Here is a 22480-nt window from a genome sequence, read left to right on the forward strand (position 1 = left end):
AGCAGGCCGAAAGCCCTATCCACACCCGCAGCTGCAAGATTGCCGCCAAGCCCGTTCATGGCGATGTTGTCGTTGGCGGCAAAGCCCTGCATCAGGCCGCCCATCGACCCCAAACCGCCGCCCACGCCACCATTGACGATCACGGTGGCGGCGGAAACGTTCATCGCGCCGACATTTTGACCGGTCAAGGCACCCAGCAGGCCGCCACCGGTCGAACCATTCATGATGTCGTCAAGCGTACCGTTATTGCCGCCAAGAAACCGGTTTTTGAGCGGATTGTTGATGGTCAGGTCCATCAGGGTCTGACCGATGCTCGATGTCAGATTGTCAAAGATCGATGCAAAATCACCGTTCTTGAGATCATCGAAATTGAAAATCGCATCGATGGCGCTTTCACCGGCCGACTTGACCTCGCCCCACGCATCGCGCATCCGTTCAAGTTCGCTTGTCTGGTCAGCGATGGCGCGCACATTCTGGATGCGCTGTTGTGACTCCTGAGAGCCAAGAGCCAGACCATCGCGGCGGATTGCCTGCATTTCTTCCAGCACAGCCAGTTCCCGGCGGCGTGCGTTTTCGCTGGCTCCGACAAGCGCGATTTCGGCGCGCAACTGCTCGGCTTCTTCCCCCTGGCTTCGAAGCGCTTCATACTGTGCCTGCCGGCGGTCCATCGCACTGGTCAGCTCAGCCTCGGCCGCAGCCAGTGCCAGCCGCGTCTGCCCGGCCTCACTGTCGAGAGCAATGCCCTCGCGTGTCAGGCGGTTTCTTTCTTCCAGGACGGCTAACGCACGGCGCTGTTCGGCTGATGTCGCGCCGATCAAGGCCATCTGGGTTTTCAGGCTTTCGATATTTTCCTGACGCGTCCGGATTGCATCGCGATTGCTTTGTGCCCGGTCGAGTTCGCTCTCGGCATCGGCGAGCGCTCTCGCTTGTTCGATGCCTTTGGCATACTCAGCATCACCGGGATTGTAGCCATCTTTCTTGAGACGCTTTTGCGCTTCCAGAACAGCGATCGCACGGCGGCGTTCGGCGGTTTCGGCACCAACGAGGCCAATCCGCGTCTGCAGAATGTCGAGTTCCTGTTGACCGGCGCGCAAAGCCTGTTCATTGGCGGCACGCCGTTGTTCTTCGGCAGCAGCCTCATAGGCCGTGCGCAGGCCTTCAACGGCCTCGGTCAATGCCTTCTTGTTCTCAATCCCGGCACTGTCGGCGGCCGCGATCAACGGGCGCAGCTGCAGCTCTTCCTGCAGCAATCGATTGACGTCAGAAGCGGGAATGAGGCCGGCTGCGACTTCCGCATTCAACCTGGCGCGGATTTCCGTCTCGATATTGATCTGGTCGGTCTTAGCCTTTGCACCGGCAATCGTGCTGGCAATGACATTGTTATAGGCCCGCTCGGCGTCTTCGTTGATCTTCGCCTGGCTGACTTCCTTCCCGGAATATTCCAGCCGTTTTCGCCGGGCCTCAAGTTCAGCGCGAAGCTGCGGGTTTCGCTCATTGGCAATCTGGATATCGAGGCGGTCCAGCTCATTGAGGGTTGCCTGCTTGTCAATCAGGCCGTCAAGTGCATGTTCCTTGGCTTCGAGCGCTTTGTTAAGCCGGTCACCTTCGCCTTCTTCGATGTCTTCCGGGGTCAGGTTGCCAATGCCCAACTGAATTCTGGCGATCTGGTTCTGGTAGGTCTCGATCTGGTTGGTTGTCGAAAGCGCCGGCGATGCATCGGCGATCGTTGAAGCAGCGGTGACCTTCTGACGTGCCTCGGCCTGTTGTCTTTTCTCTTCCGCCGCATTCAGACGCGATGTCAGAATACCGATCTGCAGCTCGTTTTCGGCCAGATCACGATACATCTGGCCACGCATCGCACCGGCAAACGGCCCTGTGTCTTCACGGCGAATACGCGCATAAAGATCGGCCTGCTCGGCCTGTAAATCCGACAATCTTTGTTCGTCAGAAGGACCGTCAATGGCGCGGTTGATACCACCGCCGATCGTGCCAAAGAAATTGCTGGCGTCTTCCCGCATGGACTTCCATGCACGGCCAAGGCGCGTCGATGCCTCACCGGCGTCGGCCAGTTTTTCCGGCAATTGATCAATCAAAAGCGCCTGTGCTTCCACAAGCCGGTTCTGTTCGGCCAGATTGCGCACCTGCCGGGCGGTCGCGGCATCAATCAGATTATACTGTTTTGACAGTGTGTCGGCGGCTTTTGCCGGATCGGCAAACATATCTGCAAGTGCCGATGCGGTATCGGCAGCGGCAATGCCCATCGTTGCGGCAAAGTCGTCTGATAGCCCGATCAGAGCTTCAAAATTCTCCGAGCCGATCTTGCCCGTTCGAAGAAACGCTGTCTGCATCGAGCGGGCGGCGGTTACAGAGATCCCGGCCGCAGCAGCACCGGCTTCAGCCGAGGCTTCCATTTCAGACATTGTCCCGGCGATTGCCCGACCAAGGCCGCTCGCCGCTGTCTGAACCGCCTTGGTCGAAGTCAGATAGTTGTTATAGGCAATCGCACCGAGCGCTGTTGCGGCCGTCAATCCGGCAATCCCGGCCGTCACCGGCGTGATGACACGTCCAAGACCGCTGAGGATCGACCCGAAATCCTGCATTGCCGTATTGACGCCGCCCTGACCGGCGTAAATCTGGAAGATCTGCGGTCCCTGCTGCGCAAGGATCATCCCCGGGTTCATACCCATAGCCGCCGTCTGGCCAATATCGAAAAGCTGATAGGTCAGGTTCTGACGGCGGAAACGACCTTCTCTGTCAGAGAACATGTCCGCGCCAGCCATCGCTGTGTTCCGGCCTTTGATGGCGTCAATCGTGGCAAGTGTGGCCTGACGCTGGCGGCTGATCGCTGCCGTCATCTCGTCGGCCGAGATCGCACCGGCGCGATGGGCCTGACGGATCTCCGAGACTTCCTGTTTGTAGCGTTGGGTGACCGCATAAAGTGGATTGTATTTGGCGCGCAGTCCGTCGAGCTGGGCACCATAGGCGGCGATATCTTCACCGGAGCGCGCCGGCAGGCCGGTGACACCGAGAAGGGCATCGGTCTGTTCACGAAAGCTGGTATCTACGAAGTTGTTGTAGGCGGCCTGTCGCTGACGGATGGAATTGACGGCATTCCGGTTGGCAAGCTCTTCGCGCTCGGTTGCGGCAACCCACTGGTCGATTGAGATTGCGCCGATCCGATAGGCCTCATCAATGCGGCCGATTTCTGCATTGTGCTGGCGTTCGGCGGCAAAAAGCGGACTATAGCGGGCGCGGACCTCATCGAGCCGGTCACCAAAGGCTGCCAGCGTCGTATTGGCAGCGGAAACACCAGACCCGATCCGGTCAAGCCCGGTCGATGTGGCGATCACGCCCTGAAGCGCGGTTTGCGCACTCGCCGCTGCCCCGGCAAATGCAGAAAAGCCTTGAGCGGCTTCGCTGCCAAAAGCCTCGGCAGCGCGGCCGGTTGTCTGAAGGGCCTGATTGACTTCCTGCGTTGCCGTCTTCGCCTGGGAATTATCGGCGGTGAAGACCATGGAAAACTTGAACGGCTGCGCCATCAGACACCTCCGCCGTTCAGGATTGCAAGCGCGGACGCTTCCATGACCTGAAGATCCGAAAACACAGGGTCAGAAAATGACATGCGCCGCAAGACAACATCGACAGCATTATAGTCGAGGCCGATCCAGATCAGGCCGGCGAGACCGGCAGCAACACGCCATTGCGTAGCGACTGCCAAAAACGCCTTCATGCTGTCGCGATTGCTCGCCATGATTTCCATTGCCTCGATATCGGTGTCTTCGGTCGGGATGCTGACCGCCAAGCCCATTTCGGCGAACTCGGCGGCGGCTTCTCCATCCATCGTGACCGGCTGTTGCGGATCAGCCCGGCCAATATGGGCGCACGCCCAGGCGCGCGCCGCCTTCTTCAGTTTCCCAGGCGGGCTTCCTCACCGGAAAGGGATTCCCGATAGGCGCGGTAAAGGGCCTGACGGAACCAGCTCTTGTTGATGGCACGTTTGAAGTTGTCTGCGGTGAAGGTGAACGGGTTGCCGTCATCGTCTTCGACACCGCGCCAGCCCTTGACGACGTCGGTGAGCTGCTGGCGCTCATGCTCGATTTGTTCACGTGCGGTTTTCAGTGTCTCGGACTTTTCGAGGCGCGCGATGGCCTCGTCCTGGCTTTCCGGTTCAAAGAAGACTTCAAGCTCCTGTTCGAGATAGCGACCGGCCCGGTCCGGGTCGGGAACGCGAACGACGACAGGCCACCAGTAGCGATCGATATCGGTCAGGATAAATTTCATCGTGGGTTTCCTTCTAACGGTTATGAGCGCAGCAAAAGCTGACGCGATGGCGGTTTGGCTCAGCGAACAGTGATCTTGAAATCGTCGAGACCGGCGTCAGGGGTGAAGGCCAGCGGCAGCGAATAGGTCGTGACATTGCTGGTCTGCCCATAGGTCGGCCGACCGATCTCGACAGCGGGAGCCGTGACCTCGACAATGTTTCCCTCAGTCGTGCCATGCACAAAGGAAAGCGGACCCAATGCGCCGCTCTTGGCGATATCGAACCAGTTGATGACCGAAAGCGGACGGGCTTCAACCACGGCCGTTCCGCTGACAGACCGGTCCGAGATCAGGATATATTCATCGCCGAAAGGAAAACGCGGGGTCAGTTCATTGCCAAGATCAATCGACAGGCTGTCACCCGTCGCTGTCCAGCCATGAAGGGTCATGACTGAGTTGTCCTTTGTGACCGCAACCGGCTTCATCCAACCGGCTTTTGTCACCGCAGGCATGGCCGCGTCATCGCTGATCGTGCCAAGCAGGCCAACGCATGTGAAACGATAGCGCGGGACAGACGTCACATCGAGCGTCAACGCGACGGACGCATGAACGCCGAGCATGACATGTTGAACACCGTCAAGCTTGAAATAGATCGATGCCGATTCAACACCGTCTTCGACGATGTCATATTCGACCGATGTGTCGGCGGTAATGGTCTGGGCAAAGCCGCAGGCGCGAAGCAGCGCGTCATATTTCGGGGCGGTTCCTGCTGTCCCTGACCCTGCTATTTCAACGTCAAAGACAAGCCGCGCATAAAGGCCGGTGAGGATCACACCCTGATTGCCCATGTATGGCAGCATCAGATCGCGGGAAAGCTCCTGGCCTTCCATCGGCGTCATTTCGACATTTGCGGCGAGAATGCCTTCGGCGGCAGTTGGCGCGGCATCAGTGGCATAGGTGTCCTCGATCTTGACGAGAATGGCCTTCTTCTGCCAGCGGCGTACATCGGAAGCGGGCATGGTTATTTTCCTTTCCCGGTGGCGCTCTTCGACGCCGCGTTGGTGTTGGTGGTCTCAGTGGTGTTGACCGTCGGTTCGGGATCGCCGGCAGGCTGCGGCGGTTCCTTCGAGATAGGCTTCAGCACCTTGGTTTTGGGGTCGCGGGTGTAGCAACCGCCCTTGTTCGGCCGTTTCATGTTTCAGCTCCTTCGAGATAACGGGTTGTCTGCCATGTCTGGACATAGACGGTGACGTTGTTGCCGAGCGGGGAGGCTTCGCCGCCGACAAGGGCCATCGGCTCGGCGTATTCGTCCGGCTGCCAACCGGCCAGAACGCCTTCGATCGCGGACCTGACGCTTTCGAAATGGGCGACGCGATCAGCGCCCCTGGCATCAGTGTGATGACGGATGACAACGGCAACGAGGAACTGAGCGTCGACCAGCTGACGAAAGCCACCGGTCGCGAGCATGTTGTCACGGCCACGTTCGGACCACGGGACGAGAAAAGTCGTGCCGCTTTTCGACGCCGTTCCACGGGCAACCGCGTCCAGGTTCTCTGCAAGCTCAACGGCAATGATCGGATCACCGGCGGTGCGAAGTTGGGCCGCAATCGTCTCAAGCATTGTTCCAGCCTTTCAGGATCGCGCCGGCATGCGATGTCGGGGCATCGGCGTTCAGATAGTCGCCGCCGTTGGCAGAGGCGTCAGGTGTTGAGCCATCGGCAATCGTCAGCGTGATTGCGCCGCGCGCAACATCCTTCAGCGCCGCGATGGCGTCCTTGTAGTCATTGACGACATAGTCTGGCGGGCCTTCATGGTGCAGGCGATAACGCGCGATCGAAACCGCCCAGGTTCTGACGAGATCGGGGACGCTTGCGAGCGGCAGACTGTATTTTCCGGCCAGATAGCCATCGATGATGTTGCCGGCATGGGCAAAAGCTGCATCGATGACGTCCGGGTCCGCCGCGCCGTTTCCGTCGCGGTCGGCAATCTGGAGGATTTCAACCTCGCCAGCCCGTTCGATCAGATCGTCAAGCGCGCCATACATGATTGTCAGGCCTCATCTTCCGGCAGTGCCACACGACCAGGCTGAAACACAGCCCGGTTTGCCGCCATGAAACCCTGTTCGATCGACGTGCGGGCAAGGGCCAGCCAGCGCTTATCAATGTTCTGGTCGGAGGCCATGGCGTCGAACTGGCGTAGAACACGCTCTTCCAGTTCCTTGTTGTGATTGACGGTGGCGATCTTGTCGCCCTGCTGTGGTCGGTAGCCTTTAACCGGCAGCCCGTTAGAAACTTGATCGTGCATGGCGTCCTCTAACGTTTGAGAGAAGTCCGGAGGCGACCGAAGCCGCCGCCGGCAGGAAGGGTTCAGTCCTTCGAGGCGGAGGGTTTGCGGGTCTTCGCCGTCTTGTTTTTTCCGCTGGTCGCACCCTGGGAGGTGTTCGTAGTGGCGGGAACGGTCTTTTCGCCGTCCCCGCCGGATGCGGAACCCGAAGACGTTGCTTCGCCCGCACTGGTATCGGTTGCGTCCGGCTGCGTTTCATCGGACGGCGGGCCTGACGCATCACTTTTCGCGTCGGGTTCGGGCTTCTCCGGATCGGGCTTGTCATCCGACCCGGTGGCACCGTCCTCGTTGTCAGAGGCGTTCTCGCCGCCCTCGAAACTGAGGGCCGCTGCTGACGCCTCCAGTTCGGCGATCCGCGTATTGGCGTCGTCGAGGAGGCCGATCAGCTCGGCGACTTCCCTCTTCAAGTCGCGGATCTGCGCCGCATCATCGAGCGCGTCCCGCGACAAGGCTTCGGGCGGCGGGGCAGCGATGCCTTCACGGATCAGCTCAATGGCGAGCGGTCGCGATACAGTGACCGTGTCGCCATCGCGGCGGCGTTTCCCGGCAATCTTCGCCGGCGTGTTAACGATCAGTACAACCTGGTCATCCATCAGACGCTGGCCCCCGCATTGGTGAACAAGAAGCCCGCCATGGCACTGGTCAGAAGCGGCGCACGTTCGGTTGTCGTCGGATAAATCCAGGACGAGATGGTCTTATCGAACCACGGTTGTTCGACCATGGGGTAACCGCGAAGCCGATATGTGTAGCCGTAAGAGGGAACCTGATAGGTGTCGCCGGCAGACGGCACATAGGCGAGCACAGCATCATTGCCCCAGACATCGAGCGCCAGATCATCCTCGTCGGCATTTTCAGGCAAGTAGACGGCTTTGCCGATGACCACGCGCTCAATGTCGAAATAGCGTGCAAGCATTTCATCGGTAACGCTGTCGGCCGACGTGTACTTGAACTGCTCCTTGATTTTCGGATGGTTTTTGAGAGCATTTCCGGCGGTCGGGCCGAGCGCGAGCGTGTTCGGATAGCGCCCGGTTGACCCACGAACCGATTCTTTGCCGGCATCGATATCAGCCTTCGGGTCACTGTTGACACCGTCGGTCCAGCGATCCGTGCCGGCAAGCGTGATCTTGTGATTGGCATCATAGCTGTCTGCATTGCGTGCCAGATTGGCGGCGGTTACTTCATCGCCCAGCGCCATGATATCCAGTACCGTATCGACTGCACCGGCACCCAGATCGATACCGGGAACCGTCTCAGCCTCTTCTTGGTGCTCGCGCGGAACAATGCCATCGAGCGCATCCTGGATGAGGGCAAGCGGATCGTCTGCATAGCCATACTGAACTCGCTTGCGGGCAGCACCGGGTGCACGGCGGGTATTCAGCAGGCGGAACGATTCCTTGCCGAACTTGATCACCCGCATCGAGCGGTTGGTGACCGTAACGATCGGAAACAGCACAGATGAGATCATCAGAGCGTTGCGATAGCCAACGGCGTGGGTTGTGAGGATCGGATCAATGACGGCTGCGCCGCGCTGATTCATGGGTGCCATGTGAGACTGCTCCTGTTAGCGGATAAGGATTTCGACCCACTCGCCATCGGCGGCGTCGGTCAGTGCGGTGGAAAAGACGTTGACGCTGGTTTCGTCGGCGGCCTGGACGCCGCCGGCTGCAGCCGAGACCAGTCCATCGCCTGCCTCGATCGCACCGAACGCCTTGACGCGCTCAAGCCCGATAGCCGTGGCCGCGACATCGAGGCCGATGGTGGCCGGTACCTGGGCAACACCTTTGACCGGCGCATCGTCGGCCGTAATCTTGCCGTCATCGAAGCCGATCAGGTCAGAGGCGGCCAACGCCGTGGTTGCGGTAATGGTGAGAGAAAGGACGGCGTGAAACTGTCGCATCGTAATCTCCTTCAGGATACGGCGTGCACGGCGGCGAGATAGGCCGTACCCGGATGGTTTTTCTGATAGGCCAGCGCCTTTTCGTGCGTGGCAAGGCGGTCGGGATCGACGGCTTTACCGTCAGACGCGAACGAGGCGCGGCCGTCACCGGAGGATGGTCCGTCACCAAGATCAAGCGCGCCGTAATCGACGATCTTCGGCAAGGCTTCCATGAGATCGGTAAGCGCCTTGCGCGGCGAGACCTTTTCCTCGCCCTCGGCAAAGGAGACCGATGCTTCGTCGGGCAGAGCATCGAGGATGGCGACGAGCTTGTCTTTTGCCGCCGGGATCAGTTTCTGGTCGGCAACCAGCTTTTCGGCAAAGGCAACATGGCCGTCATGGGCCATTTTCCGTTCGCTTTTGCTGATGGCGTCTTCGCGGGCCGCAAGTTTGGCCTCACGTTCGGCGAATGCGGGATCGTTCTTCGTTGTCACGGAGGGTGTCCTTTCAGGGGTTGGTGCGGCAAAGGCCGGACGACCGGGTTTGTCGATTTCGATTTCATCGAGCCAGTCAATCCGCCACGTCGGGATCGCCTTGTCGGCTTCTTCCAGGCTAAATTTCTCGATGATGAAGTCCCGAAGGCCGCGCAGGATATTCGCGGTCTCTTCAAAGCCACGTTCGCCAAAATCGGCAGAAAACGTCACGGTTGACCCGGTGTTGCCGAACTGAACATTCTTCAGGCCGGAAACAGCAGGCGCTGCCCCGCCTAAAAAGCCGACATGACGTGGGTACCATGTCCCTTTTTGGGGATTGGCTTCGCTGTCGGGTCGAAAGAAGGAAAGCGAGACCTTCTTGTAGCGGCCGGCTTTGACCGCAGTGGAAAAATCAGGGTCGATATCGGAAAGGTTGGCGAACAGCCGATCGGCGCTGGCGTCGTAATCAAAACTGTCGATCCAGCCATAAGCGGGCGCGTCGGTCGTGGGGTGACCGACAACGACCGGTGCAGGTGCCGTCTCACGATCGTAAGAATCGGCGATCGCGCTCAGGTCCGATGCGGAATACGTGATCGGATCGCCGTTCATCGGCGTGAAAGTACCGCTGCGGAAAACCTCGATACGGGCTTGGGTGGATTCGTTCGTCATGGTGCCTCCGGACAATCTGGAAGCCACTTTGACGTCGTCATAAAAAAGAACCGCCCGGAATTAAGTTCCGCACGGTTCACTTTCTCGATCTGGCGCGACAATGGCCCTGATCGGTTCCGATTGCAAGATTACATCCGCCCCTGACACGCAAATAGCCTCACAATCGATTTCTAACGGGGGTCTAACGCGACCCTTTCCGGTTTTCGGTATGTCCGGGCGGATCGTGACCGCGATGGCGCTCCTGAAGCCTCTCGTGAAATTTCGCTATTCTGTCTCAAGCCAACGTTCCGCAATCGCGATAATCGCGACCTGGTCATCCGCATTGATGCCGAGATAGGGGCGCGCCGGAATGTGAACCGTATATGAGCCGACCGTGACGTCCCTGGCGAAATTGGACTGCGCTTTTTTCCGGAAGCGCTGGTCGAGCGTTTCCGTCCGTGCATCGTAATGCTGATAGATCGTGCGGGTGTGAGAAGGGATGGTGATGTCGCCGCCCAACTGATGGATGGCTGCGTAGGGCATGGGCGAACCGATCCGGATATCACTGTTGCTCGCGACAAGGTTGATCGATCCGGCCAGTCGCCCCTCTGCCCGCAGGATGTGGACTGGGGTTTGTCCCTTGCTTTCACGGTTGCGGATCGTTTTATCCTTCAGCCGTTGCCATGGTTCGCCGTCCGGTCCGCTTTCCTTCTCAAAATTCTCCCGCGTGGCATTGATTAAATGCTCGCCAACTTCACGGTAAAAGCCCTGTGGCTGATTCATCATGGCGACCAGTCGTTCCAGCCGCGTGCGTATCGAACCGTCAGATAGGCTGAGTTTGTAACTGATGCCGCTCATGGACTTGTCTCTCCGTTCGTACTATATTGCACCTGTCAGGCACGCGATGACCGGTGATGGTCCAGGTAGCTACCTGACAACAGGGCCGGATCACTCCCGGCCCTTTTTCTTATCGCTTGTAAACCAGCTTTCCACCGCGCCGGCGATCAAGCGCCTTGAAGTCAGGATCGCCTTTCTTCGTCGTTGGATTATAACTGGTAATGGCATCCCAATAACGTTCCCCGATTTCGAAAACGATCTGGATGCCGGTCTTGCGATCGACACGGATATAGCGGCGATCGACAACAAGCTCTTCTGTGTCCTGGTCCCTGGCACTGGCTTTTCGTGCCACGCCCATCCAGATTTCATCCGGATCGAGCAAGGTTTCAGCCATAAGCGGTGTGAGCCGATGCCGGCCGCGCTTCAAGACCTTGAACGCGCCGGAGCGATCACGGAACAGCTGATCGGATACGGGAACTTTCGTGCCGGCCTTGTCCTCGAACAGGACCGCCTTTCCAATATCCGCACCGAACGGTTTGAGAAACGCCCGGACATAATCCTCAGGCTCAAGTCCTTCCTTCATCGGTTTGGCCTTGAATGGCCTTGCAGTTTTCAACAACTCATCAATCGGTTCGGGGTCGTCGATCGCAACGGCCTGGCGTGGGTTTGTCAGTTGCGTGTCGCCATCATCCAGCAGGGCCTGGGGCGTAAGGCCGCGCTCCCAGAGATCGCCCGGCATATAATCCCAGCCAAACCCGATGCCCTGCGGCTTTTCCGACAGCTGACCGGTCATCGGATCGATGAAGGGCTGCATCAGATCTTCAGGGGCCTTGTCTGGGCCGTCCTTGCCGCGCCGTTTCAGGTCATCATAAGAAAGTGTGCGAACGCCGCAGGAGCAAAGCCAGCCGTTTGGCGGATAGTGCTTTTCCCACCAGGCATGATCATGACGCAGGACCAGGCCGTGCCATGCAACATGCGACGGCCGTGGCGACTTCGGAACACGCGTTTCGCCGTGGCGATATTCCCAGAACGGCCGCAGCTTGATCACGTCCGGGTCGCGCATCTGTTTCAGCCGGCCTGCCATATAGGATGTGCGGATATTGGTCTCGAAGATCACACGTGTGCGCCAGCCACGTTCGCCCTTGTATTGCCAGCCGTAACGGTCAACGATCTGATCAAAGTCCTTGCGGAAACCCTCCAGCGTACCGCCGTTCTCAATCGCTTCACCAATGGCCGTCTGAAAATCACTGACGATGGCCATATCGTTTGCACCGGCCACGACGAAAGCGCGGTCATGAATACCGCGCATGGCATCCGTCCAGGCTTTGGTCGGCTTGCCACGTTTCTGGCGAAAGAATTCAATCTGTTCTGCAAAAGACTGGTTGATAACCTCGAAAGCATCATCGGCAAAGGACGCTTCCGCATCGGTAAACACAGCTTCGCGGCCATAGAGCGCCGACAGCTCAAGCGCCTCGCCGATCGGGCGGGCAAGGGCTGCGGGCGACCATCTGGCGGCAAGTTTCAGCAGTGCGCGCTGTGCATCGGCCAGATCGGAAGCCGCGTCAATCGCCCGGCGAACAGCGTTGATCCGACGTGCAACAAGCCCTTCGGCCGCATCCTCAAGGCTGTTGGTCAGTTGCTCGACGGGATCGTCATCGGCCGCGAAACAGGCCGGATTATTCAGTTTTTTTTTGAGCGATCACCGAACAGTTGGGCAAACATCGGGCTTTCTTCCACCGCCTGTCGCAGATCCCGGCCGCGCTTCCCGCCTTCCATAAACGCAAACCGGGCCTCGACCAGCCGCTCGATCGCAGTTTCGGTCAGATGATCGACAATCCCGGACCCCACGATCATCTCACGTGCGGCTTCGTCATCGTCGATCATGCCGGCTGTCCTGAGCACCGCGACGAGGGCCTTATCGGAAGCACTGGCAGCATCGGCTTTGGATTTTCGCGTTTCAGCGGCCTGTTTTTCATCTTCCGGTTTGACGCGCCAGATATCCGGCACGCCTGCACCAGGGAAATTATAATCGATCAGCCATTGCGCCAACTGGCTCTTGAGCGTTCCCGAAAGCATATCGCCGTCAGAGCCGACCAGCAGGGACAGGATATCGGCATGGGTTTCTGACGCTGCCCTGGAACCGTTTGCACCGATATCGGTTGTGAGCGTTTCGCCGTTGATGCAAATTGTGATCTGCTTGTCCCAATAGGCGAGCCATTCGCCATAGGAGACGCTACCGGATCGTGCCGCTTCGAGAAAACTGACATCGGTATCCATGGGCACCACCGAGGCGGCGCTGGTGCGCATTCGCGTCAGTGTATTCAGGAGTTTGCGCTGTTCGGCCGGCAGGCTGCCGAGCGGGGTTTTGCCGACAATGGTCGGGCCTGCAAATTTATCAAGGTAATGAAGCCAGAAGGCGACACCCTCCCGCTTGAACAACACCGCCCAGAACAGCCGGCTGCCAAGACCAAGGCCATAAGGATTGTTGCCCTTTACGCCAAAGCGGTGAACGATGAACTTGCGCTGCGGCAGCTCGATGCCCTTTGACATGTTCTGCCAGGTCAACAAACGTGGCTGCCAGTCCTCGCCGAAAACGAATCGGCGCTGATCATGGCTGACAATACGTTCGGGAATAATCCGGTTTCCATCGCGCTTCCAGACGATCTCACTGACGGCAAACCCTTTCAGCGTTGCGTCCAGGAGGCCTTCGCAAATGTCGTCAAACTGCAGTTTCTGAAGCGTCTGTCTGACAAAATCAGCAGCTTCGATATCGCGGGGCTTGTCACTGGCGGCATCGACATCCCAATCACGCGCAAGTAAAAGCCGCTTTCGCTTCTGCAGAACGGCATAGGCATGAGTGTCACGCTCAATCTGGTCATAGATCTTCAGCCCAAGACCACCACCGCGCTCGATCAGCGTGTCATCGGCAGGCTGAAGGGTTTCGTTGAAAAACGGAATGGTGATGTCATTGCGCGCGTCGGCAATCAGACCTTTCGCGTCAGACGACAGGTTCTTGCGTGTCTCAGTCGTTGTTTCAGACGTCATAGGCGGTATCCTTGTAGCGTATCGCTGCCGCCGGTTGATCCGCCCGTTAAGATACCGGAGCTATGTCCGGCGGATGCGCCGCCTGAATAGTGCACGGCGTTCTGCCAAAGCATATCGAGGCAGTCGGGTCCGTCATCGTGGTCGGCATTCGGCCATTGCTGCAACTGGTCGATCAGGGTCTGTTGTGTGGAATTGATGCGGATCAGCCCGGCAGAAATCGGCAGTTGCAGGCGTTCGATGCGCAACATCTTGTCGGTATTCGGGGTGATCGGTACCGCTGACAGGGCGACACCCTGTTTTGCCGCCGTCTGCATCAGCGATGTACGCAGGAATTCCTGAAACTGGATGGTTTCGACAAACCATAAAAGACAGCCATATTCACGCTGAAACGCGATGATGTCCGATATGATAACATCGGGCAAGCGTCGCCGGATCGAGGCAACGGCAAGATCCATCGTGCCTGTCAGACGATCTATTCCACCAACGAGAATGGCCGACGGATCGCGGCCCTTGCCCTTTTTGCCAAGCGAGGGGTCAACCGCACCGAAAAACAGTAAGTCCCGGCGTTCAAGCACCCAGAAAGTCAGGTCGCCAAACGGGTTCCCGTCCGAAATCGGCTGGTTCTGATACTCAGACGCAAAGCCATCGTGAGACCCGGCGCGCTCGCTCATGAGGAAGTAAAGCGGCTGAACCGAGGGCCAGTTTACGACTGCACCGGCGTCCATGTCGGCCCGGTTATCGTTATAAAATAGCTGAGCCGCCTCGTTGCCCTCATTGCGCAGTTCTTCTTCCCAAAGCTCCCAGAGGTCCATCCTGTCGGGCCACTGGACGATCGCCTGAAACTTCGTGGTGCTCCAGACATGAGATTTCGATGCGCGCACGATGACCGCATCAAAATGCAGCACCGTGCCAACCCAGATCACGTCCATGGAGCCATCCGGCGGTCCAACCTTGAGCGCAGCACGGTTGATCCAGTTCTCAAGCTTCTGACGTTGTTCCGGAGATCGAACAGCCTCATCGTTTTCCAGATCGTCAAAGAACATCAGATCCGGACGAAATGGCCCATGCCGGCGACCACGGATCTTCTGCAACGCGCCAAGGCCTTCAATGCGAACATTGTTGCGGGTAACGATTTCGCCCTCACGCCAGACACGGCCTTCACCACAAGCGTCAGGAAAATCGTAGGACAGACGCGGGTTTGTGGTCAGTTCAGCCTTGATCGCTTCGATCAGCAAGGCCGCCTGAGCGTAAACATCGCAGACTTCCAGAATATAACGCTTGCGACCGGTCACGATGCAATAAAGCGCAAAGCCGAGTGAAAGGTGTGTGGATTTCGAGGAACCACGCGGGGCAATGAACAGGTCCCGCACACCTTTCGGACTGCCAAGGATTTCCGGGCAACGCGCAAAGATAGCCTCATGAAACAGACTGTGGTCACCACGTACATAATGCGGCAAGTAGATTTCCATGAACGACCGGAAGCCGGTTTCGGGATCTCTGATCTTGCGAAGCCGTTCCTGCCTGGCTTTGGGGTCGGCGGGAAACGCCTCGATCGACAGCTCGATCCAGCGCGAGAAATCACTGGCCATTTCGGCCAGTGAGGTCCGCAGTTCCTTGGCCGAGACCGGCGCTTTAAGCCTGGGTTTTCTCATGAGTGATAAAGCCCTGCGAGCCGTTCACCGAACGGCTCGATGATTTCGAGGATGACACCGGCGTGGTGTGGAAATTCTTCGCGAACAAATTCCAGAAGGTGGCGCATAACGTCCTGAGCAACACCCATTTCGGAAATCGTCGGCGCAAGCTTGCCCGCCGAAGACGTCATCTTCGTCATCGCATCGGCCAGCGCGACCAGGTGTTTTACCTTGTCCGCGACGGTCAATTCACCGTGTTTGATTTCATCAAGCACGGCCTCGGCCATGATCATGAAATCTTCAACCACTGTGGAGACGACGGTCTCGATACCTTCGCCGGCGATAATCGATGCAGAACGCAGCATATCCCAATTGTCGCCGTCGGTTTTGGCGGACTTTTTCCAGCGCGAAATCGTTGCCTGGGAAACACCGCGAACCTGCGAAATCGTGGCGATGGTCATACGCCGGTTGATGTAGTCAGAGCGGACTTTCCGCTTCAGATCAGGATCAGAAGCCATTGAGACCACCCTTCACAACAAATGTAACGATCGCGCCGATGATGCCTGCGGCAAACAGCCAGACGATCTTCGACAGAATATTTTCGATTTTGGTCAAGGAGGCCTGAATGCCACGCAGCCGTTCATCCAGCACGGCCGCATCCATTTCGACCTTGCTGAGGCGTAAGTTCAGCGTGTCGATACGATCATGCGCCATATCAACGCGCTCCTTGATCGCATGAACCATGTCAGTCAATTTTACCCCCGTTCGCGACTTCTGCGGCCGCGTTTGCATTGTCGATACTGTTGACCGCGCCAGCTCGGCGTCTGTCACAGGTTTTGATGGCCAACCGGTCATTGCCCCATAGATTTGTGACATCTTCCTCGTTCAGACCACCTTCGGCAGGCAGGCTGGACATGAGGTCGAGACACGACTGGCGTGATGCATCAGGCACCATGACCTTTGTTGTCACGGTTCTGATGACTGGTTGAGGATCAGCGGGGGAGCAGGCGGACACGGTCAGAGCCGAGACCGCAAGCATCACCGCCCGGCAGTGCCGCATTGGCTTCCTCCAATTCGTCAAGTTGATCTCTGGCGGCCTTTTCGGCCGCTTTGATTTGCCGGTCCGTTTCAAGAACCTGTTCTGATAACGCCTTTTCCAGTTGGATGATTTCGAGGTTCGAAGCGGCAAGTTCAGCTTTCCAGTGGGCATCACGCTCATCGCGGGCAGCGACAACCCGGTCATCGATCAGATCGGAAACCTTGCCAATCGCCATGCGTGCCGAAACCCCACCGACGGCAATGAACAGCGCAGCCAGCAACCACGGCGCTGTCTTCTTCGAAAACAGGCTTGAGAGAAGTGCCATCATCATGCACCTCCGGCCTGCTCACGCGGGATTTTTGCCAACGTGCGCAGATCCCTTGAACCGGTGACCCGGTGAATGCCGAGCATGGCAGCGATCAATCCGGCCATGATCGGGATAACCGTTGGGGCCAGCGCCTGTGCACCCTTTGAACCAAGTGAGGCAGCGACCACGATCACGAAAATCACGAGCCAGGCACAGCCGTGCGAGACAGCCAGATACCGTTTCGAAGATCGGTATTGTGGCTTCTGTGGTGAGAAATCCTGAATTTGTTCAGCCGAGATACGCACCATGAACCCACCCTCGAACACCGTTTAGCGGACCATCGCTGACTTCGACCAACCGCCAGTCATCATCTGCCGACAGAATTTTGACAGTCGTGTTCCTTTCGAGCGCACCGGGCGGATCGATCCTTGCGTAATCGATGCCGGGGCCTTTGCGAATATTGAGACGTGACGCTGTTACGGACTTCACGCGCGGGGCCGGGTTACGGTCGCCGAGAAGCGTGCGAAAAGAATCCATAGGAAACGCAGGGCCGGGGTCTGTTTTCCAGCCCCGCGTGTCGATTTCCTCATGGCTGACAATCGCGCTGATTGGATACTGGTCGGTCAAGGCCTTCAGGATGGCATGACCGGTGTCCAACTGCGCTTTCGTATAGTTCGGCCAGGCATAAACCAGCCCACCAACACGCGGGTGCGATGCCTGGATAAAACCGCCAGCCGCATCCAGCTCATCTTTACTGCGGCGATGCCCGTAAGGGTCAATCCATTGATCATTCCCGTCAGGGCTTAACGGGCCGGAGTTGACAAACTCGATACCGATCGCGTGATCGTTCAGGCTTTGCAGGTCACCATAGCGCGAAGGTCCGGCATGCCAGGCAACGCGATCAAACGGCGCGATCTGCCAGGCCGTTCCATCCCGGTCAATAACAACATGGGCGCTGGAGCCTTTATTGGAGGTTCCACCGGCCGCGCCCATCAGCCAGTCGCGACTGCCTTCACCGTTCCAGCCGGTCGTATAGTGCATGACGATCATCGACGGGTTAAGCGTGCGGCCTGCCGACAGATTGCTTGTCTGCTTATACCAGATTGAAGGAATACGGTGGTTCTTGACAGTCATTTCCCGGTGCATCAACGTTCTCCGCAGGCGATTTGGAAGCTGCAGCGACGTTGCGCATTCGCGAATACAAATCAGCCCGGAAGAGTGTTCCGGGCTGCTAGTCTGAAAAAAGGTCTGGATGGTCAGGCGGCGGGTCATTCGCCATTTTGCGCACCCACCTTTGGGTGATTCCGAGGCGGCGGGCGATTTCACCGCGTGTCAGTCCCTCTGCCTCAAGCCGTTGGATTTCGGCTTTTGCATTTCTGCGTGGCCGGCAATGAGGAACAGACAACGTCCCGCCTGCCATATAATTGCAGACTTTGTACCCGTCTTCTTTGCCAAGCGCCACAATAACCGGGTGATTATCCGACGGATTGCCTGGAAATTTGATTTCACGGCCACCAAACACCGCCACGATCTTCAGCGCAAGGCGCATGCCGATTGCCTCGCCGATCTCTTCGATCGAGCCTGGCAGATTGTCGCGATGATCGGGAAGCGAATTCATTTTCCGCGCGTCTCCATGACCTTCAGCGCTTCGATGATCGGGCTGGCTTCATCATAGGTCAGCAAATCCGGGTCTTCTTTTGGTGAACGGGCGCTGACAAAAGCGCGCAAAGCCTTGCGCGAACCGTCAGAAATAACGCCACGGCGATGGCAGCTCTTCCAAAGCGCATGGATCATCCGGATATAGGGCCTGGTTGAAACCGGCAGGGACTTGCCGCCGGAACGAACACGAAAGCCCCGGCGCTTCATTTCTTCGACAACATCAATGCGCTGGCGCTCGCTCATGGCACGAAGCGAATCCCGTCCCGTCACACGGACAAGAAGCGCACGATACGCATCCTCTTCGAGGCCAAGCTGTTGCTTTGCAATGTTGATGATCGCTGTGGTGTTCATGATGGCACCACGTCTTTTTGACGGGCATCGCCGGGAAAGAAATAGGGAACCACAATGCGGGCATAGACCGGCAAAACCTGCCAGCCCTCTTTCTGTTTCTCGGCCCAGAGACCAGGCGTTCCTGCAAAGACGCTTTCAACGGCCGCGTCCGAACTCGCACGGTAGCTGTGGCCAAGGACCGTGCCGGCAGGCGTTACCAGGGCAAAACCCTGCGACGAGGAAGGTGCATATAACTTCATACGCCGCCTGCCTTTCCGGCTTCTGAATTCTCCGAACTTTGATGGTGCGCGTACCGCAGCTTCTGTAAGATGGCTTTGGGAAATTCATCAATCGTCGCCAGGCAAATGTCTCCGCCCTGCGCCATCAGGGTGTAGACGACAACAAAGTCTCTCAATTCCTTCATAAGAAGGTCGCGGTTCGACGTAGCAGGATCAGCTGGATGAAAACTCTCGTAGCCATGCCGGAGAATTTTGCCGACGATCTGGACGATCTCGCCAGCTTCTTCAGCCAGCATAGCAAGGCGTTCCGCTTCGGCAGGTGATAGTTTGTTGTAATGCTCGCTCATTACAGGCCTGCCTTTCCATCAACGTGAAGGAACATGCCCTGATCGGGGAAAGCCCATCTGTGCCATTGTCTGAAAGCAACCAATGCTTCCTCTTCGCTGTCCGCTTCAGGAATACCGGGAACCAACAGTGTCTCGCCGTCATAGGCATGACGCGCCCGGACACGAACCTTCTGCATCAGTTCGTCGTCACCGTCTGCAAAGACCATCACTCCTAAAGGAACGTTATCCAGGCAGTCAGCAAATTCGATAACGCCTCGGCGGTCACAGAATGCCAACTTTCTCATCACGCACCTACCTTTCCGAATGCCTGGTCAATTTGGTCGGCCAAACTGCCGCCAATTTTTCGAAGATCCGCGTTCTCAAACATTTTCGTGGCACCAGACCAGCCGCTATCGGTGTCCGGCCAAGGACCGAAACACATGGTTGGCTCAACGCCGTGGCGTTCGGAAATCTGCAACGCAATGACGGGACCGGACCGGCCTTCATCATCTTCATCGCGGCGCAGTGTCATCAGAACCTGGCCGAATTCGTGCGTCTCAAGGCGGGCGAAATCTCGCGTCATCGGTCCACCCTCACGCATTTGCCAGATCAAGGGCAACGCGGCGATCACTGCCGTTTTCCTTGTCGGTGCAATAGAAGTTTGCATATTCCTTGGAGGCCATGACCCGGACGCTGTCGGAGATGATGTCCATGGCTTTTTGCCATTCGCCGGTATCATCCTCGATCTTCAGCCGACGCAAACCGAGAATGCGATCGGTATTGATCTTGCCGGCCTTGTCGACCTGAAAGGCCTGATCGACTAAAGCGCGGATATTGTCGTTAGAACCGACGGACCAGCGGCGAATACAGCCATCAATAACCTCTTTGGCAACTTCCAGCGCCGGGCCGAAGGTGAGCGTTTCGCCAACCTTGATCGACAGACGAAGCGACGTGTCGACGGTGGAAAAGGTGATGTTGCCTTTCTTGCCGCCCTTTTTAACGCCGTATTTTTCAGCGAGCAGTTCACGCATGGCCAGCGCCTCGGTGAAGATTTCTTCACGAAACGCCGCAAGCTTTTCATTCATCCGAGCCGCCTTCGCACTCAGGCGGCGAACCATTTCATCCTCCTCGATGTCTTCCGGTTTGATCGCGGACAAGGGTTTCATGTCACCCTTGGCCAGCGCCACGTAATCAACGCCGTTGATTTTCTCGATCGGCAGTTCGGTCTCAATATTATGTTTCAAGGGTTTTCTCCTTCACTTAGGCAGCGTCGTTGCCATCTGGCGGCTCGCTGCCGCCGTCTGTTCCAAAATCGACATGAATGATGTTTTGAGGTGTGCGGCCATCCTGAAAGTGCAGCATCAGGCAGGCCAAGGTTGTCAGCATACGAGCAAGCGTTGCCGTTACATCCGGACCATATTCAAGATCGGAGCAAGCACGCCGTTTGATGTCTTCCGCTGATCGCTGCAACTGATCGGCACTGGCGATAATAACGTCACGCTCAGCCATGTTTGACCTCCTCCGATCTGGTTTCGGTCGGTGTGATCAACATGCCGTCGAGCGGGACATGCGGGTGTCCGGAGAGCAGGAGAATACGGTTTTCCATTTCACGCGCCTCCATCTCGAACATATGAAGCAGAAGGGTCATTTCCGGATCTTCCTGGAAGGTCGTCTTGCGCAGGTTGCGCATCGTGTCCGACAGCATGGCCAGCCCCTTTGTTGCTGTTGTTTTGCATATCGCCCTGTCTACCCGGATTGAGCGGGCAGGCCCGGCATGCCGCCCATTGCTTCAGCCTGACGGGATCAGACATGGTCATCGGGGCGTCACGGTTGTCCTGGCATTGCTCGTTGGAAATCGATGTATGAAGGTGAGCGCACCAGACCCGGCTGCCATAAAGCGCCATCACGCGAGCGGCGATCTTGACGGCCACCTTTTCCAGTCGGGCGGTATATTTTCCCGCGATGATAAGTGAGACAGCCGGGCGGGATATGCCAAGCTCCCTGGCAATGGCGGACTTGGTGCGCCCCGGTTTATCTGCTTCGGCGCGCAATGTCTCAATCCATTCAGGATCGGCCAGCGGCATCAGTTGTTCTTGTCGCACGATACGTCCTCCCGCAGATTGTAGTCGTAGATCGTGTGTTTTCCCGGTCTGTAGACGGGGGCGACCGGTCCGGTGTTGCGCACCAGGCGATAGCGTTTGAAACCGTTGGAGGTTATCCGCGTGCCCTTCTGGCGGATCGGCATTTCGATCACATAACCGGCTTGAACCAGAGCACGGACATAGCGTCCGGCGTTAGAGGTGGCATCGCGATCATTGCGGGAAGCCGCGACAACAATATCACCGAGGGTGAAGGATGCCGACATGCGCATAGTGGCCCATGCGCGCTGGCGCAGGGTGTCACGCCATGGCCTGGATGCTTTGCCCGTATGGGGGCCGGTCGGTCCACTGGTGAGAACAACGCCTTCGTCGCGGGCTTTTACGCCCTCAGCCGTCAGCTGATAGCAACCGACCTCAGCGCGCTCGACAAATCCCCGCATGATCAGTTTCGACATGGTTTTGGATATCTGACGCCGCGTCAGACCCAGATCGTTTTCTAACGTGTCTATCGTCAGGCAAACGCCATCGCGAAGGTGATGAAGCACTTTGATCAGAAGCTCGCCGGGCGCGTGGGTGGTGCGTTCGTCGGACATTAATATGCCTCCGGAACATAGATCGGGGTGCCGCTTGCCCGGTCGTTCATCAGCTTCTCGCCAGCCATATCAGCCATTGATATGCCGTCCGCGCCGATCTCAATACGGAAGCCGAAACGCTCGATGCTGGCGATGGCTTCCAGAACCTCGCGGTTATAGCCCTTCGACATTTTCGCCACGAATTTCATAAGGTCATCGGCGACTTTGATCTCGCAGCGGCTTTCGATCAGTTTGCGGACATCATCTTCCTTCATCGGGTCAAAGCGAACCTTCTGGCTGACGCGCGATGCGACCTGGGGGAAGCGTTTCAGATTGTCGTTGACCTTGCCCATGCCGACAAAAATGGTCGGCAATTCGAGCAGATCGGAAATATCACGGCACGTTTCCAGAATGGCGGGGCGTGACGAGCAATGGTCGAACTCATCGATAACGAGACTGAAGGATCTTCGGTTCTGGATTGCCAGTTGCTGACGGTCGGCCAGCTCCGAGATGACCTTGGTGTATTTCTGCTCAATCCCGCGCGGCTTCTCGACATTAAGCGCATCGAGCAGTTCGTTCAGCATCCATTTCGGGTGCCACTCCTTTTTGGCCCGAAGATAGATGGAGCCGGTCTGGGCAACATGGTGCTGCATGGTCGTTGTCTTTCCAAGTCCGGGCGCGCCGTCGACAACCACGATGCAGGCCTCTTCCGCGCCGCGTTCTTCCAGCGCGGAAAGGGCGGACAGGTAGTCTTTGACGTTGGCGGTCTCGACAAACACGTTTTTCATGCTATTTT

General features: G+C 57.7%; 33 protein-coding genes. All 33 read right to left on the reverse strand.

Features of this window, described 5'->3' with window-relative positions; genetic code table 11:
• Positions 1-3539: phage tail length tape measure family protein (locus EDC90_RS12120; protein ID WP_132311937.1), on the reverse strand; the 3539-nt coding region annotated here is incomplete at its 3' end.
• On the reverse strand, positions 3539-3841 hold the full coding sequence (locus tag EDC90_RS12125) for a DUF1799 domain-containing protein (RefSeq protein ID WP_132311939.1): 303 nt from the start codon (positions 3839-3841) through the stop codon (positions 3539-3541). The genes EDC90_RS12125 and EDC90_RS12120, both read right to left, overlap by 1 nt.
• A 65-nt stretch (positions 3842-3906) precedes the next feature.
• Positions 3907-4281, reverse strand: coding sequence for a hypothetical protein (locus EDC90_RS12130; protein WP_132311941.1), 375 nt, complete (start codon positions 4279-4281; stop codon positions 3907-3909).
• Between the two features lie 59 nt (positions 4282-4340).
• On the reverse strand, positions 4341-5279 hold the full coding sequence (locus tag EDC90_RS12135) for a phage tail tube protein (protein WP_132311943.1): 939 nt from the start codon (positions 5277-5279) through the stop codon (positions 4341-4343).
• Between the two features lie 2 nt (positions 5280-5281).
• On the reverse strand, positions 5282-5455 hold the full coding sequence (locus EDC90_RS20895) for a hypothetical protein (protein ID WP_165972824.1): 174 nt from the start codon (positions 5453-5455) through the stop codon (positions 5282-5284).
• Positions 5452-5880 (reverse strand): phage tail terminator protein, encoded by a 429-nt coding sequence (locus EDC90_RS12140; RefSeq protein ID WP_132311945.1) that lies wholly within the window; start codon positions 5878-5880, stop codon positions 5452-5454. Before EDC90_RS12140 ends, EDC90_RS20895 begins: the two co-directional genes overlap by 4 nt.
• Entirely contained in the window at positions 5873-6304 is a 432-nt protein-coding gene (locus EDC90_RS12145; RefSeq protein ID WP_245511038.1) for a gp436 family protein, read from the reverse strand. Before EDC90_RS12145 ends, EDC90_RS12140 begins: the two co-directional genes overlap by 8 nt.
• A gap of 5 nt (positions 6305-6309) precedes the next feature.
• Positions 6310-6564 (reverse strand): DUF7681 family protein, encoded by a 255-nt coding sequence (locus EDC90_RS12150; RefSeq protein WP_132311949.1) that lies wholly within the window; start codon positions 6562-6564, stop codon positions 6310-6312.
• Positions 6565-6626: 62 nt separating this feature from the next.
• Positions 6627-7196, reverse strand: a complete 570-nt coding sequence (locus EDC90_RS12155) for a hypothetical protein (protein WP_132311951.1) — start codon at positions 7194-7196, stop codon at positions 6627-6629.
• Entirely contained in the window at positions 7196-8149 is a 954-nt protein-coding gene (locus tag EDC90_RS12160; RefSeq protein ID WP_132311953.1) for a major capsid protein, read from the reverse strand. Before EDC90_RS12160 ends, EDC90_RS12155 begins: the two co-directional genes overlap by 1 nt.
• Positions 8150-8164: 15 nt before the next feature.
• Positions 8165-8500 (reverse strand): capsid cement protein, encoded by a 336-nt coding sequence (locus EDC90_RS12165; RefSeq protein ID WP_132311955.1) that lies wholly within the window; start codon positions 8498-8500, stop codon positions 8165-8167.
• A gap of 11 nt (positions 8501-8511) precedes the next feature.
• Positions 8512-9621 (reverse strand): hypothetical protein, encoded by a 1110-nt coding sequence (locus EDC90_RS12170; protein WP_132311957.1) that lies wholly within the window; start codon positions 9619-9621, stop codon positions 8512-8514.
• A gap of 264 nt (positions 9622-9885) precedes the next feature.
• A complete protein-coding gene (locus tag EDC90_RS12175) occupies positions 9886-10458 on the reverse strand; it encodes a phage virion morphogenesis protein (RefSeq protein ID WP_132311959.1) in 573 nt (190 codons plus the stop codon).
• A gap of 109 nt (positions 10459-10567) precedes the next feature.
• Complete coding sequence (locus tag EDC90_RS12180) at positions 10568-11872, reverse strand: PBECR2 nuclease fold domain-containing protein (protein ID WP_245511039.1); 1305 nt, start codon at positions 11870-11872, stop codon at positions 10568-10570.
• A gap of 245 nt (positions 11873-12117) precedes the next feature.
• Complete coding sequence (locus EDC90_RS12185) at positions 12118-13482, reverse strand: phage portal protein family protein (RefSeq protein ID WP_132311963.1); 1365 nt, start codon at positions 13480-13482, stop codon at positions 12118-12120.
• Positions 13479-15134 carry a phage terminase large subunit gene (gene terL / locus EDC90_RS12190; protein WP_132311965.1) on the reverse strand — a complete coding sequence of 552 codons (1656 nt, stop codon included), beginning with the start codon at positions 15132-15134 and terminating at the stop codon, positions 13479-13481. Before terL ends, EDC90_RS12185 begins: the two co-directional genes overlap by 4 nt.
• Positions 15131-15631 carry a DUF1804 family protein gene (locus EDC90_RS12195; protein WP_132311967.1) on the reverse strand — a complete coding sequence of 167 codons (501 nt, stop codon included), beginning with the start codon at positions 15629-15631 and terminating at the stop codon, positions 15131-15133. Before EDC90_RS12195 ends, terL begins: the two co-directional genes overlap by 4 nt.
• Positions 15621-15866: a hemolysin XhlA family protein gene (locus tag EDC90_RS12200; protein WP_132311969.1), complete on the reverse strand. Its 246-nt coding sequence runs from the start codon at positions 15864-15866 to the stop codon at positions 15621-15623. The genes EDC90_RS12195 and EDC90_RS12200 overlap by 11 nt, the downstream gene beginning before the upstream one ends.
• Before the next feature lie 239 nt (positions 15867-16105).
• Complete coding sequence (locus tag EDC90_RS12205) at positions 16106-16483, reverse strand: hypothetical protein (protein ID WP_245511040.1); 378 nt, start codon at positions 16481-16483, stop codon at positions 16106-16108.
• Positions 16480-16767, reverse strand: a complete 288-nt coding sequence (locus EDC90_RS12210) for an NAD(P)+ transhydrogenase beta chain (protein ID WP_132311971.1) — start codon at positions 16765-16767, stop codon at positions 16480-16482. Before EDC90_RS12210 ends, EDC90_RS12205 begins: the two co-directional genes overlap by 4 nt.
• The gene (locus tag EDC90_RS12215; RefSeq protein ID WP_165972825.1) at positions 16748-17605 is read right to left on the reverse strand and encodes an N-acetylmuramoyl-L-alanine amidase; all 858 of its coding nucleotides are present in this window, start codon (positions 17603-17605) and stop codon (positions 16748-16750) included. The genes EDC90_RS12210 and EDC90_RS12215 overlap by 20 nt, the downstream gene beginning before the upstream one ends.
• A gap of 85 nt (positions 17606-17690) precedes the next feature.
• Positions 17691-18077 (reverse strand): helix-turn-helix domain-containing protein, encoded by a 387-nt coding sequence (locus EDC90_RS12220; protein WP_132311975.1) that lies wholly within the window; start codon positions 18075-18077, stop codon positions 17691-17693.
• The gene (locus EDC90_RS12225; protein WP_132311977.1) at positions 18074-18469 is read right to left on the reverse strand and encodes a gp16 family protein; all 396 of its coding nucleotides are present in this window, start codon (positions 18467-18469) and stop codon (positions 18074-18076) included. Before EDC90_RS12225 ends, EDC90_RS12220 begins: the two co-directional genes overlap by 4 nt.
• Entirely contained in the window at positions 18466-18708 is a 243-nt protein-coding gene (locus EDC90_RS12230; protein ID WP_132311979.1) for a hypothetical protein, read from the reverse strand. Before EDC90_RS12230 ends, EDC90_RS12225 begins: the two co-directional genes overlap by 4 nt.
• Positions 18705-19034: a hypothetical protein gene (locus EDC90_RS12235; RefSeq protein ID WP_132311981.1), complete on the reverse strand. Its 330-nt coding sequence runs from the start codon at positions 19032-19034 to the stop codon at positions 18705-18707. The genes EDC90_RS12230 and EDC90_RS12235 overlap by 4 nt, the downstream gene beginning before the upstream one ends.
• Entirely contained in the window at positions 19034-19318 is a 285-nt protein-coding gene (locus EDC90_RS12240; RefSeq protein ID WP_132311983.1) for a host nuclease inhibitor protein, read from the reverse strand. Before EDC90_RS12240 ends, EDC90_RS12235 begins: the two co-directional genes overlap by 1 nt.
• Positions 19318-19545, reverse strand: coding sequence for a hypothetical protein (locus EDC90_RS12245; RefSeq protein WP_165972826.1), 228 nt, complete (start codon positions 19543-19545; stop codon positions 19318-19320). Before EDC90_RS12245 ends, EDC90_RS12240 begins: the two co-directional genes overlap by 1 nt.
• A gap of 61 nt (positions 19546-19606) precedes the next feature.
• Positions 19607-20257, reverse strand: a complete 651-nt coding sequence (locus tag EDC90_RS12250; protein WP_132311987.1) for a DUF3164 family protein — start codon at positions 20255-20257, stop codon at positions 19607-19609.
• Between the two features lie 16 nt (positions 20258-20273).
• Positions 20274-20522 carry a hypothetical protein gene (locus EDC90_RS12255; RefSeq protein ID WP_132311989.1) on the reverse strand — a complete coding sequence of 83 codons (249 nt, stop codon included), beginning with the start codon at positions 20520-20522 and terminating at the stop codon, positions 20274-20276.
• Positions 20515-20661 carry a hypothetical protein gene (locus tag EDC90_RS12260; protein WP_245511041.1) on the reverse strand — a complete coding sequence of 49 codons (147 nt, stop codon included), beginning with the start codon at positions 20659-20661 and terminating at the stop codon, positions 20515-20517. The genes EDC90_RS12255 and EDC90_RS12260 overlap by 8 nt, the downstream gene beginning before the upstream one ends.
• Positions 20621-21115, reverse strand: a complete 495-nt coding sequence (locus EDC90_RS12265) for a helix-turn-helix domain-containing protein (RefSeq protein ID WP_207903902.1) — start codon at positions 21113-21115, stop codon at positions 20621-20623. The genes EDC90_RS12260 and EDC90_RS12265 overlap by 41 nt, the downstream gene beginning before the upstream one ends.
• On the reverse strand, positions 21097-21705 hold the full coding sequence (locus EDC90_RS12270) for a hypothetical protein (RefSeq protein ID WP_132311993.1): 609 nt from the start codon (positions 21703-21705) through the stop codon (positions 21097-21099). Before EDC90_RS12270 ends, EDC90_RS12265 begins: the two co-directional genes overlap by 19 nt.
• Positions 21705-22472, reverse strand: a complete 768-nt coding sequence (locus tag EDC90_RS12275) for an AAA family ATPase (protein WP_132311995.1) — start codon at positions 22470-22472, stop codon at positions 21705-21707. The genes EDC90_RS12270 and EDC90_RS12275 overlap by 1 nt, the downstream gene beginning before the upstream one ends.
• Between the last annotated feature and the right edge of the window lie 8 nt (positions 22473-22480).

The sequence above is a fragment of the Martelella mediterranea genome (genome assembly GCF_004342225.1).
In the GTDB taxonomy this organism is placed as follows: Bacteria; Pseudomonadota; Alphaproteobacteria; order Rhizobiales; family Rhizobiaceae; genus Martelella; species Martelella mediterranea_B.